Annotated in this window: 7 protein-coding genes; 2 read left to right on the top strand and 5 right to left on the bottom strand. The window is 55.9% G+C overall.

Annotation, left to right across the window (positions count from 1 at the left end; genetic code table 11):
* Window positions 1-320: 320 nt before the first annotated feature.
* Complete coding sequence (locus AO388_RS02515; protein WP_058416012.1) at window positions 321-4,088, top strand: hypothetical protein; 3,768 nt, start codon at window positions 321-323, stop codon at window positions 4,086-4,088.
* A gap of 202 nt (window positions 4,089-4,290) precedes the next feature.
* On the opposite strand, the gene AO388_RS02510 is transcribed toward AO388_RS02515, so the two are convergent.
* A complete protein-coding gene (locus tag AO388_RS02510; protein WP_058416011.1) occupies window positions 4,291-4,776 on the bottom strand; it encodes a hypothetical protein in 486 nt (161 codons plus the stop codon).
* A gap of 235 nt (window positions 4,777-5,011) precedes the next feature.
* Here AO388_RS02510 and AO388_RS02505 point away from each other — a divergent pair, with 235 nt between their 5' ends.
* Window positions 5,012-6,001: a dipeptidase gene (locus AO388_RS02505; RefSeq protein ID WP_058416010.1), complete on the top strand. Its 990-nt coding sequence runs from the start codon at window positions 5,012-5,014 to the stop codon at window positions 5,999-6,001.
* A 40-nt stretch (window positions 6,002-6,041) separates the two neighbouring features.
* Here AO388_RS02505 and AO388_RS02500 read toward each other — a convergent pair whose 3' ends face one another.
* The 4 genes from AO388_RS02500 to guaB all read right to left on the bottom strand — a co-directional run bounded on the left by AO388_RS02500 (window position 6,042) and on the right by guaB (window position 12,622).
* Window positions 6,042-6,248 carry a hypothetical protein gene (locus tag AO388_RS02500; RefSeq protein WP_003365036.1) on the bottom strand — a complete coding sequence of 69 codons (207 nt, stop codon included), beginning with the start codon at window positions 6,246-6,248 and terminating at the stop codon, window positions 6,042-6,044.
* A 221-nt stretch (window positions 6,249-6,469) separates the two neighbouring features.
* A complete protein-coding gene (locus tag AO388_RS02495) occupies window positions 6,470-9,187 on the bottom strand; it encodes an AAA domain-containing protein (RefSeq protein ID WP_058416031.1) in 2,718 nt (905 codons plus the stop codon).
* A 282-nt stretch (window positions 9,188-9,469) separates the two neighbouring features.
* Complete coding sequence (gene guaA / locus AO388_RS02490) at window positions 9,470-11,047, bottom strand: glutamine-hydrolyzing GMP synthase (protein WP_003433442.1); 1,578 nt, start codon at window positions 11,045-11,047, stop codon at window positions 9,470-9,472.
* 105 nt (window positions 11,048-11,152) lie between these two features.
* A complete protein-coding gene (gene guaB / locus AO388_RS02485) occupies window positions 11,153-12,622 on the bottom strand; it encodes an IMP dehydrogenase (protein WP_003433443.1) in 1,470 nt (489 codons plus the stop codon).
* Window positions 12,623-12,651: the final 29 nt, after the last annotated feature.

Raw genomic sequence — 12,651 nt, 5'->3', positions numbered from 1 at the left:
GGTAATACCCCAGTTCTTCCTGCATGCCAAACACCTTACACACCAACAGTGCCATGCGCGATGCAGGGCTATTCCTGGCAGTATTCAGCGATGGGCTGCTGATAAAAAGCATCCAGTGCCTGCTCACGCTGGCACTTCCAACGGATATTCAGACCCATCTGCAGGACTGTGACAACGCTACTATCGCACCGACCGTTATCACAACGTTTCACAACTTTTCACAACGATTTGCAGGTGATCGCAGTAAGAATCGAAGAACTCCTTTTTTCGCTTTCTTGCGGCCTTACCTTTCAAGGCTCGCCTTAACTGACGAGGCGCTCATGAACATCACGCCCAAAAACGACACGCTCCCTCGCGAAGGTCTTGCAGATTTCGAGTCGAGGCTTAAGCGCAGCATCGTCTCCGCCAAAGGCGATGAGCAGAAAAAGCCAGACCGCACCGCAACCGACAACGAGCAATGGCCGCCGATTGAAGGCACCACCGTTTCGGTTACCGACAACGGTGACATGCGTTACGAGCATGATGGGCAAGGTGTTGTCGTGGCGGCGTCGACTAATCCGAAGTTGTATCAGTTTCTCAAACAACTCGATGACCTGAGCCAGTCTCCGACACAGAAATCGCTGGTCGAAAAAGCCATCGCCGACGGGACCCCAATCGCAGATCGAAACACCGAGCTACCTGCGTGGGGCGATATCAAGAACTTTGAATGGCAAGGTCAGCTGGAAACAGCCGAGGTGGTCACTTACGTCAAACAGGATGGTGAGAAGGTCACTGTTTCAAAATCACTCACACCGGAATTGTTCACTGCGGCTCAGCAAGTGGGCCTCTCGCGCGTTACCGTGGAAAACCGCGTCAATAACAACGGGCGCGAAGTGGCAGACGAGAACGTCTATGTCGCGGATCACGACATCATCAAGACTGGCACCAAGGACGAACTGGGTAACGGCGTGATCGAGTTCGAGAGCCGCGACGGCAAGCAATACGTGGTCTCCGAATATCAGAACAAGGAGCTGTATGATCGGGTTGCCGACAAGAGCAGTTCCGGGGTGCAGGGCGACGTGCAGAAGATCCGTGACGAACACGGCCTGGGCAATCTCGACGAACTGGATATTCTCAGTAAACCCACAGGCGTGAAGTCTGACGAGAAAGACAAGGACTCCGAAGACCTGACCGTGGTCGAGCTGGCCACCAAAAACCTGATGGACAAGTATCAGAAGCTGGTCGACGACAAGAAAGTCGACAAGAACAGCGACGTTTACAAACTGGTCATGGCGATCCAGGCCAAGGCCGGTATGGAAAGTGGACGCACCATCACGCCTTATATCGAAGAGCCTCGCGGCGCCGAGTCCTGGCGCAGGTTCGACAGCGAGGGCGAAACCCTGACAAGCGCCGATATGCAGGACATCCTCGACGGCAATAACATCGATAAAGCGTTGACGGAGCTGTTTGCCAATGGCAATGGCGAGAAGGACAAGATCGGCAAGGAATATCAGGCCGAGATGGACGCGGCCATCGAAAAAGTCAGCGGTGGCGATAAGGAGGCGTTGGCCAAGGACCTGCATGACAAGTTGGTCAGCAGCGAGTTTGTCGATTACCTCGCTGATCTGGACAAGGCCGGTAAAAAGTCCGAAGGACAATCCGATGTAGCCCGCCTGCTTTCCAGCCTGGAACTTCTCGATCCGCAATTGGCGAAAGACGCCCAGAATGAGCTGCAGAAAAACAGCGTCATGGCCGAAGTCGATAAGTTGATGGCCGACCCTGGCGGTATCCCGGACGAATACAAAGAGCTGGCCCTGAAGGACATTTTCTCTGCACTTAAACAGGGGATCAAAGGTATGGCGGATATACCCCGCCGTACTCAGGAGACGATCGAGAAATTCATCAACGAGTTGCTACAGGACAAAACCAAACTCAGCGATTTTTCGGACCAGGTGGACAAGGTCAAATCAGGCGAAATGACTCAGGCGCAGCTCGAGGAAAACCTGGCAGGTAAATACGTGGGTGCCGAAGACAAGGAAGGCTTCAAGAAAGCCATCGGTAAACTTAACCAGAGCGGCGTATTCGGCACCGCTGCAGGCTTCACCTCTCTCGGTGGCGCTATCTATATGCTAACGGCCAAGAACGGCCAACTTGCTGACGATCCGCTGGAACGCCTGGCTATCGCCAAGGACTTCATCACCTTCCTGGGCTCCGGTGCGCAGTTTGAAAAGACTGGCATCTTTGATTTGATGACCCACACCAAAACTGCGGATTTGCTCGGGCTGAGCAAGAGCGTCCCGGAGATCTGGGGCAAGGAAGGTTTGTGGGGCAAAAAGATTGAAACGGCGCAGGCTGCCAATAACGTGCCAGACGTTGCGGACGGTCTGGAGAACCGACTGGCCAGCGTTTATGAGCTGGACAGCATCAGAGCAGGTAGCAGTATCGGCGACGTAATGGATCAGATTGGCCTGATCAATGAGGTCAACGACGCCGGCTCGCTTTCCGAGGACGTCAGTCGCGAATTGCTGGACGAGATCGTGACCCGATCTGGCGGCACTCCGCCCGCAGATTATTCGAAGTACGGCAATCTGAACGAACTGGCTGAAGATCTGAGACTGAACATCAGTCAGGATGCGGTGGTGCAGAGCATCAATTCTCAGCGCGCCTTAGTCGACCTCCCCGCCCTGGATGCTGAAAGCCTGAACAATATGGCCGTCGAGGTGGAGCGTGCTGCCAGCACGCCGGTTCCGGACTCTGCTTCCGGCTCCGGTTACGCCAGCTACAGCGACTCGTTGTACAAACTCTACGACGATGCCGTGCAGCGCTTCGTCGCACAAGACATCACCCCGCCAACCCGTGAAGCGTTTGCTGCCGGCATTGAGGACCAGCTGGAGCGCAACGGTCAGCCGGTCCCGGCGGAAAACGATCGGGTCAACCTGAGTGAAATGCTTGGCAGCGACGAGATCGATCGCGAGTCGATCAACGTGATGCTCGAAGCCGATAATCAACCAATCCCGGCTGATGACATCGTCGATAACATGCGCAACTCGGTCGGCCAGGCCGTGGCCGGTAATGCAGGGGGTGCGGGCCTGGTAGACCCACAATCTGTTGCACAAGGCGTTCAGAGTGCTGCACCGGACGGAGCGGACAAGGTGGTGCCCGGTGTATCGGCGCGCATTGCCGGGACAGTGGTCAAGGTACTCGGCGTAGCACCGGACATCATGAGCATCGCCGATATCGTCATGGGCGGGATCGCCATCAAGGATGGCATCAAGTCCGACAGCGATCTGGCAATTGCCAATGGCAGCCTGCAAATTGTTTCAGGTGTGGCGGGCACAGCAGCCGCCGGGATCGGGATCGCCGGTTTGCTCGGCCCTATCGGCGCCATTGCTGGAGCAACCGCGCCGCTATTTCTGGTGACGGCAGGCCTGGGGATCATTACCGGCATCATCAGCGTGTTCGTCGATCATCAGAAGAAACAAAAGGCCACCGACAAGGAAGGCCAGTGGTTCAAGGATCAGGCCGAACTGGGCTTCGCGCAGGACGACTGGGGCGACAAGCTTGAATACGGGCGTTACAGCTTCTACGAATATGAAGGCCGGGATGCACCGGACGATCAAAGCATCTTCGACTACCAGACCGAAGAGTGGAAGCACTTCCAGGAAACCCCACAGGATCAGGGCTCGTCGATGATCCGCCTGGACGAAAGCGTGCATAAAGACAAAAACGGCATCGTTGGCGAGAATACCAACGGCTTGCCAATGGACGTTTACAACAAGGCGTACTACGACGCGCACAAGGAAGAGATCGAAACCATCCGCGAGAAGTGGGACGAATGGAACGGCAAGGACGATATCGTCAGCAAAAAGGACTTCGAGAAGATTCTGAGTGGTGGCGACGAGAAGGAAAAAGCTGCGGCCGAGTTTATTCTTAGTGACCAAGGCTTTTTCGACTTGCTGGATAACCTCTGGAAGAAAGACAAGCGCGACACGAAGATCAGCACGGATGACCTGGATACCTGGCTCAAGCTGATTGATGTGATGGATCGGACGCCGGGTGAGACGGTGTTTTATGAGAAGCCGGAGTCGAATATTTATCGAGGCAGGTGAGTTCTTTGCTTGATTGGATGGGTGCGGTGTCGCTTCTGCTGGATAACTGACTGGCCGGTGGAGGCAGTGACTGAGACTTTCTGAAAAGACAGTCTCAGCCATATCACGGTGCAGGCCACTATCAACTCCTCCGTATGCTCGCGGGCGCGAAAATCACGCCCTGCCAAGGCGTGTCATGGACGGCAGCGCGATCCTCCCGTGGTCAGTCTCGCACCAGCTTCAGCAGTCCGCCGTCATACCAGGAAAGAGCTAACGACCCATCCTGTGCCAGGAAAAATGCCGGCGTTTCTTTATCAAAAGGACCCCAGCTTCCAGATTTGCATTCAACGCTATAGCGGTCGGCTTTTTCGATGCCAAGCTTATGGAGTTGTGGCTCTAGTTCAGCTCCACTGATCGGCGGAAGCTTATGAAAAACAGGCCCCTTGCACACATCTTCCGTCGAGTTTGCCGACGCCTTCCATGCAAGCTGGTCGTGATTGAAACTGAGACGTCGCCCCATAAAGCTCGGATCATCATCCCCCAGTGCCTGCACGCCCGAGTCTGATACCGCTACACCTGCAACATGCCAACTGCCGTAAAGCGCGCTTTCTCCAGGCTGATGGTGCTTTGGAGCATCCATATTCGCTGCGCATCCTGTCAGCGACAATATGATCAGAAAGGATGAACTGTAAGGAAATCGGGATTTCATGAATGGGATCCTTGGTTTTTGCGGATGCGGATATTGAATCTTTTTGCTGGGCTACGCCGGCGTTGACGTTAGGGGCTTGAGGGCCTTTGAGCGGATTTTCCGTAACGATTTTCCTCGAACTTCAGATCAGTTTCAAATGAGGTGCTTTGCGGATTGCCCAATGTACCGGCCTGCTCACCTTTGGTAGTTTTAGAGAGCCTGCTGATACCCGCCCCACGAATTCCGGAGTTGCGCGATGAATCCAAGTACCGTGCCCACGCCTGCCCGCGGCGCCATTCGCTGGGAGGCCCATGCCTGCCTGCCGTTGCTGCCCAACCAGGACATGTCTGCGCTACTTCGTTACCGCGACAGCGGCTTTCATCACGTCTCGGTCAATGTGGGCATGGACATGACCCCGTTCGGCGATGTGATACAGGTCATCGCAGGCTTTCGCCAATGGCTGGTCGAGCATCCCGAAAACATCATGCTGGCCGGTACCCTTGCCGACCTGCACGGCGCCCGCGAGCAGGGAAAGCTGGCGGTGTCTTTCGACCTGGAAGGCTCTGACATGCTGCTGCAAGACCCGGCAATGGTCCGCTTGTATGCCGACCTCGGCGTACGCCAGATGCTTCTGGCGTACAACCGCGATAACAGCTGTGCGGGCGGTTGCCACGGCAGCGGCATGGGATTGACCGCGCTGGGACGCGAGGTCGTGAGGGCGATCAATGCTGCAGGTATCGTGATGGATTGCTCCCATACCAGCAAGCGCGCAAGTATGGAAATAATCGAGCTGTCGCAGCGGCCGGTTATTTTTTCACACACTAATATCAAGGCCGTGTATGACCATCCACGCACGGTGGATGACGAGCAGATCATGGCCTGTGTTGAATCGGGTGGTGTGATCGGGCTGACCGGTCTGGGTATTTTTCTGGGCGATCCGCAGGCGTCGGTCGAAGCCTTCGTGCGCCAAATCGATTATCTGGCCGAGCGAGCGGGGACGGCGCATATCGGCCTGGGCCTCGACACCGAGCTGCATCCTGATGTTAAGGATTTGTCCGAGGACGTGAAGGAAGAGGATTGGTGGCCCAAAGCATTCTATGGCGGTATCACTGGACATCGTCAACTGCAACCGGAAGCGCTGGGGCTGGTGGCAGAGGCATTGCTACAGCGTGGCTATGATGCCGCGCAGATCGACGGCATTTTTGGCGGCAACTTTATGCGGGTCGCTCAGGCCACCTGGCCGTAAGCGTCCGGTGATCACGCCTGCGAACGGTGCTATCGGCGCGCTATGGAAAAATGAATTGTTTCATGGCTGCCATCATCGCGATCATCAGAACGGCGAACCCCACCGCAGAAGTCCACTCGGACTCCGGTGTATAGGCAAACCAAGAGCCCTTCGATGGATATTTACCTCGCGTGAGAAGCTTCACGATGGGCCAGCCAACAGGAAAGCAGATGGCGCGAAAAATCGCTTCAATCAGTACATCCAGCACGTTCGTACGTCCCTTTGCTCGGCGATAATCGACAGACAAGTATTACGTGCCGAGGATTATTCGACAATGGCGATGCAGAACGATGTTTGCACTAAGTAACGTCCCTCTCAGGGCATAGATAGCTTGCAGAGTACGGGGTATGAGCCGACATTGCCGCTCTGCCGCCAACCATAACATCTTCAGAAGGATAATTAGCAGTCTCGATCAAGGTCGGCATCTTTTCAACCCGGCGAAACTCTAAGACTTTTATCTGGAGCAGGCGGCGTCCATTGATCCACAAACGCCGCGACTTTTTCTTCAATATGGCTCTCGATAGTGCGTAGACGGAGCAAAGGAATGCCGCACTTTTCCAGAATGCTGTTTTTCACGGTGTCTCTTTCGATCTGTACCGGATCGTTATGGTGACCGCCGTCGACTTCAACCACACCCAGTGGGCTCTTGCCTACCTTGAAATAAAGCACGAAATCACATCGGCCGCCATTTCTCATAAACTCCAGCTCCCTCTCTGTGAAACTCGCACGGGTAACCGACGCCAGTTGTATCAGCAGGACCTCGTGATGGAACATGATCCCGCGGCGGGTATCCTGCGCCAATGCTTCACGGAGTAAATGCGCCACAATCTGCTCGGACTTGAAGAAGGAATCATTCGGATTGAGCCTTTTTTTGAGACGCTCCAGCGAGCGGTCATACTCTTTATAAAGCAGGTCAAAAGCCGAAATCACCGGAGCTCGATGGACGTGCTCGTCTTCTGCGTAATATTCCATATAGCGGATCAGCGCAGCGATATGCCCATTGCTGGTTTTGAAAACATTGTCGCCTGTAACCAGCGTAAACCTGTTCTTGGCTCTGGATACCGCCACATTAACCATCCGCGCATCGTCTACAAAACTCAGGCGCTCCGGGCTTTTGTACTTGTCCAGCACAGTAGAAAAAACGATTTCGTCGCACTCCCTGCCCTGAAATTTATGCACGGTGGCGCTGACGAAATCAGCTGGCAGGCAGGAACCTGAAAGCATCGCCTGATTCTTGAAGGGGGCAATGAACCCTCTACCATCTTCTCCCTCCCAGAGGCTTTCCCCGTCGGCCTCAAGCACTGCCAATAAAGAGTCGAGCTCTCTGAGATTGGAATTGTTGCGCGTGTGGTTTCCCTTGGCAGTCACCAGCAGCGTCAACGGTTTTTCGCCATTGTCCATTGTCATCGGCACGAGCTGATTATCGTAAAACTGCTGATTGCAGAACTGAATAATTCGGGGATGACACCGATAGTGCTCTTTGAGCAACGTCATCGGTATCGAATTGCCGAACACACTGACGCATGAGTCCAAAAGGCTGTACTTCTCACAGTCATACCAGGGCGCGGGCGCTTCCAGCCCGAGTTTTTCCGGGATGTGTGCAAGTTGCTTCCTGTCCCCCACGATGATCAGATTTTTCGCACAACTGAGTGCCAGTACACCTGGGACGATGTCCTGTTGCGAGGCCTCGTCGATAATCACGTAATCGAGAACAGTCTTGCCGCCAAGGGAGTTGACGATTGAATGCGTACCGCTGCCAATGACCGGGTAGCGCTTCAGGAACGCATCAAGCCGCTTTCTGTAAGTGGTGTCGAAGGTATCGTCATCAGAGATATTACGATACAGGTGGTGTTTCAGGTGAAGCATGGAAGAAGTGGTCAACTCCTCCAGCAGCGCCTTGAAGTTACCGACGCGCAACGCCTCTTCATGGGCTGCCAACTCTGCCTTCTTACCTTGCAAGACCTTGTCGTAATAATGGAGCTGCAGGCTGTAGAAGGCAGACATGCGCTTGTCCCAGTTATCGAAGGGGCGAGTGCGCAGAATTCTGAAATTGAACAAGAGCTCGATACGGTCCTTGATTCTGATGCGCTCGCTCGAAAGCTGCTCAAGGTAAGCCATCAAGTCCGTCGTCTTTTGGGGCGACAGTTTATATCTGTCCAGAGAAGGACCGACCACACCGTTATCCCGCTGCCACTCTTTAAGGTAGCGCCGTTCTATCTCCAGCTCGTTAATCTCGATCTGCAACTGCGCCACTGCGTTACGAGCACCCAGGTAGCTTTTCAGCTGTTGCAGCACAGTCTGGATATGCTCAATGGCAGGCGCTGGTGAAGGTTCTGTGGAAGGTCGAGAAGGACGGTTAGCAAAAAACTCCTTCTGATTGTCGTTTTTACCCAGTCTCGCGACCAGATAATCCAAGCCACACTTCCCTAGCTTTTCATAAACATTCTCGACTGCAGAGTTATTGTTGGACACCACCGCCACTGTTTTTCCCTGCAAAAGGATGTTGGCAATGATGTTCAGGATAGTCTGCGTCTTGCCCGTGCCGGGAGGACCTTCAATCACGCTTATCTGTGAAAGGAACGCTTGCTCCACCGCCTGGAGCTGACTTTCGTTGAGGCCGAAAGGAAAGATGAAATTGCCTGACGACTCCAGCTTTCCATGCTGCCCTTTGCAGTAGGCATGCAGCGCCGTGGCCGGAGACAACGAAAGAGTCCCCATTTGGCGGTCAATATTTTCGGCCATTCCCTTTTTATCACCGGCAGCGGCAGTGCTGACCCGAGCTGCAGCCACTGAGCGAAAATAAGTGAATGCAGGCTCATCAGTGATCGAGGTCGGGGAAACGAAATCGATGTTGTCCATGTTGAACGGGTAGATGTCCGAACTGCCCGGAAACTGAACGAGCGCGTATTTCTCGCCATAGATCACCGCTTTCTCGACGGGACTCAGAACATAGCCTCCTCGTCTCAAAAGAAGCATGCCGTTGACCTCTCGGGTCGGATCGACTTTGCAGTCGTCAAGCGGACGGGTGTAGGTTTTTTTTGAGGGGTAATGGCAAGTCAGAATGAATGCACCCCTGACATCCTTTTTTATAACCCAGTCGCTAATTTGCCGGGTCTTGTCCTCGCCACACACAAAGATGGAAACCATAAATCCCTTAAACAGGTGTGATGACCACCTGTACGCGTCCGTGCCGTAAAAATCCGAATTCATTGATTCGGGTAGTCGGTGCCATTCTGGCATTGCTAAACAGATTGATGCCAGCGCGAAGTGTGGCGAGAGGCTGTTTGATAGGGCACGCCACATAACAACAGTGCTTGGCGATGCACAAAGCTTCCAGAATTTGCCAGACCCAAAAAGCCAAAAGCCCGCAATTACGCGGGCTCCAGAGCATTTCTTGCTAGTGGGTGCCGGACAATGCCGGACGCCAGATCACTCCCACTCAATCGTAGCCGGCGGCTTGCTCGACACATCGTAAGTCACCCGCGAAATCCCTTCGATCTCGTTGATGATCCGGCCGCTCACCGTCTCCAGCAGCTCATAAGGCAGGTGTGCCCAGCGAGCGGTCATGAAGTCGATGGTTTCGACCGCGCGCAGCGCGACGACCCAGGCGTAGCGGCGGCCGTCGCCGACGACGCCCACTGATTTGACCGGCTGGAACACTACGAACGCTTGGCTGACCTTGTGGTACCAGTCGGCCTTGCGCAGTTCTTCGATGAAGATGTGGTCGGCACGACGCAGGAGGTCGGCGTATTCCTTCTTCACTTCGCCGAGGATGCGCACGCCCAGGCCTGGGCCGGGGAATGGGTGGCGGTAGACCATGTCGTAGGGCAGGCCAAGTTCGAGGCCCAGGCGGCGGACTTCGTCCTTGAACAGTTCGCGCAGTGGCTCGACCAGCTTGAGGTTCATTTCTTCCGGCAGGCCGCCCACGTTGTGGTGCGACTTGATGACGTGGGCCTTGCCGCTTTTCGCGCCAGCCGACTCGATCACGTCCGGGTAGATGGTGCCTTGCGCCAGGTACTTGATGTTGTCCAGCTTGCAGGACTCGGCATCGAACACGTCGATGAAGGTGCGGCCGATGATCTTGCGCTTCTTCTCTGGATCGCTCTCGCCTGCCAGGTTATTCAGGAACTGTTCTTCGGCGTTGGCGCGGATCACCTTGACGCCCATATTCTCGGCGAACATGGCCATCACTTGCTCGCCTTCATGCAGACGCAGCAGGCCGTTGTCGACGAATACGCAGGTCAGTTGATCGCCGATGGCCTTGTGCAACAGCGCCGCGACCACGGAGGAGTCAACGCCGCCGGAAAGGCCCAGCAACACGTTGTCAGTACCGACCTGAGCGCGAACCTGAGCGATAGCGTCTTCAGCAATCTTCGAAGGGGTCCACAGTGCTTCACAGCCACAGATGTCGAGGATGAAGCGCGACAGGATGCGACCGCCCTGCTTGGTGTGGGTCACTTCCGGGTGGAACTGCACGCCGTAGTAACCGCGCGCGTCGTCAGCCATACCGGCAATCGGGCAGCTCGGGGTGCTGGCCAGAATGTGGAAATCTTCCGGCAGTTTGGTGACCTTGTCACCGTGACTCATCCATACGTCGAGGCCAAACAGGCCGTCGGCGTCGATATGGTCTTCGATACCATCGAGCAGACGGCTTTTGCCGACTACGTCAACGCGAGCGTAGCCGAACTCGCGCAGCTCGGAACCGGCAACCTTGCCGCCCAACTGCTCGGCCATGGTCTGCATGCCGTAGCAGATACCGAAAACCGGCACACCCAGGTCAAATACCGCTTGCGGGCAGCGCGGGCTGTCGGCTTCGTGTACGGACTCGGGGCCGCCGGCGAGGATCACGCCTTTTGGAGCGAATTCGCGGATCGCTTCGTCGTCCATGTCAAACGGATGCAGCTCGCAATACACGCCGATTTCGCGCACGCGGCGGGCGATCAGCTGGGTGTACTGGGAACCGAAGTCGAGGATCAGGATACGGTGGGCGTGAATGTCGAGGGCCATGACTCATTCTCGTCAAAAAACAGAAACGACACGGGGCTGCGTCAACAGCCCCGGCTATGAAACTTGCTGGCCTGCATCGAGGCAAACACCCCGATGCAGTCCGGATCAACCGACGCGATAGTTCGGCGCTTCCTTGGTGATCTGCACGTCATGGACGTGGGACTCAGCCATACCGGCGCCAGTAATGCGAACGAACTCGGGCTTGGTGCGCATCTGCTCGATGTCGGCACTGCCGGTGTAACCCATGGAGGAACGCAGGCCGCCCATCAACTGATGGATGATGGCCGACAACGGACCTTTATAGGCCACACGGCCTTCGATACCTTCCGGCACCAGTTTCTCGGCACCTGCGGACGAATCCTGGAAGTAGCGATCGGAAGAGCCTTGCGCCTGGGACATCGCACCCAGCGAACCCATGCCGCGATAGGCCTTGTAGGAACGACCCTGGAACAGTTCGATCTCGCCTGGCGCTTCTTCAGTACCGGCGAACATCGAGCCCATCATCACGCAGGAGGCGCCAGCCACGATAGCCTTGGACAGATCACCGGAGAAGCGGATACCTCCGTCGGCGATCATCGGCACGCCAGTGCCTTCAAGGGCAGCGGAGACGTTGGCGATGGCGCTGATCTGCGGCACGCCGACACCGGCAACGATACGCGTGGTGCAGATGGAGCCCGGGCCGATACCGACCTTGACTGCATCGGCGCCTGCGGCAACCAGTGCCCTGGCTGCTTCGCCGGTGGCGATGTTGCCGCCGATGACCTGCACCTGAGGGAAGTTTTCCTTGACCCAGCGAACGCGGTCGATCACGCCTTTGGAATGGCCGTGAGCGGTATCGACGACCACGACGTCAACGCCAGCCGCGACCAGTGCGGTGACGCGCTCGCCGGTGTCCTTGCCGGTACCGACTGCAGCGCCGACGCGCAGGCGAGCCTGATCGTCCTTGCTGGCCAGCGGGTAAGCCTTGGCTTTTTCGATGTCCTTGACGGTCATCATGCCCTTGAGCGCGAAGTTGCCGTCGACGATCAGGACTTTTTCCAGACGGTGCTTGTGCAGCAGTTCGCGCACTTCGTTCTTGTCGGCGCCTTCGCGCACAGTGACCAAGCGCTCTTTGGGCGTCATCACTTCGCGAACAGGGACATCAAGACGGTTTTCGAAGCGTACGTCGCGTGACGTCACGATGCCGACCAGGTCGCCATTGTGCAGAACCGGTACGCCGGAAATGTTGTGCATGCGGGTGAGTTCGAACAGATCGCGAACAGTGGCGTCGGCTTCGATCGTGATCGGGTCTTTAACGACGCCGGCCTCGAACTTCTTGACCTTGCGCACTTCGGCAGCTTGCTGCTCGATGGTCATGTTCTTGTGGATGATACCGATACCGCCTTCCTGGGCCATGGCAATTGCCAGACGGGCCTCGGTGACTGTATCCATTGCAGCAGAGACCAAAGGTATATTCAGCTCGATGCCACGGGTCAAACGGGTTTTCAGACTGACTTCGTTGGGAAGTACCTCGGAATAACCGGGCACAAGGAGAATGTCGTCGAATGTAAGGGCTTCTTGACTGATACGCAGCATCGCGGGGGCTCCCGGGCGGGAAATTGGAA

It is taken from the genome of Pseudomonas sp. ICMP 10191, assembly GCF_001467335.1.
GTDB lineage: Bacteria > Pseudomonadota > Gammaproteobacteria > Pseudomonadales > Pseudomonadaceae > Aquipseudomonas > Aquipseudomonas cerasi.
The sequence above is the reverse complement of the archived record's forward strand: the minus strand, read 5'-3'. Positions and strand labels throughout refer to the sequence as shown.

Excerpts from the sequence above, each read along its gene's own strand:
- AO388_RS02515 (WP_058416012.1), top strand. The coding sequence starts at position 321 with ATGAACATCACGCCCAAAAACGACACGCTCCCTCGCGAAGGTCTTGCA.
- AO388_RS02510 (WP_058416011.1), bottom strand. The coding sequence starts at position 4,776 with ATGAAATCCCGATTTCCTTACAGTTCATCCTTTCTGATCATATTGTCG.
- AO388_RS02505 (WP_058416010.1), top strand. The coding sequence starts at position 5,012 with ATGAATCCAAGTACCGTGCCCACGCCTGCCCGCGGCGCCATTCGCTGG.
- AO388_RS02495 (WP_058416031.1), bottom strand. The coding sequence starts at position 9,187 with ATGGTTTCCATCTTTGTGTGTGGCGAGGACAAGACCCGGCAAATTAGC.
- guaA (WP_003433442.1), bottom strand. The coding sequence starts at position 11,047 with ATGGCCCTCGACATTCACGCCCACCGTATCCTGATCCTCGACTTCGGT.
- guaB (WP_003433443.1), bottom strand. The coding sequence starts at position 12,622 with ATGCTGCGTATCAGTCAAGAAGCCCTTACATTCGACGACATTCTCCTT.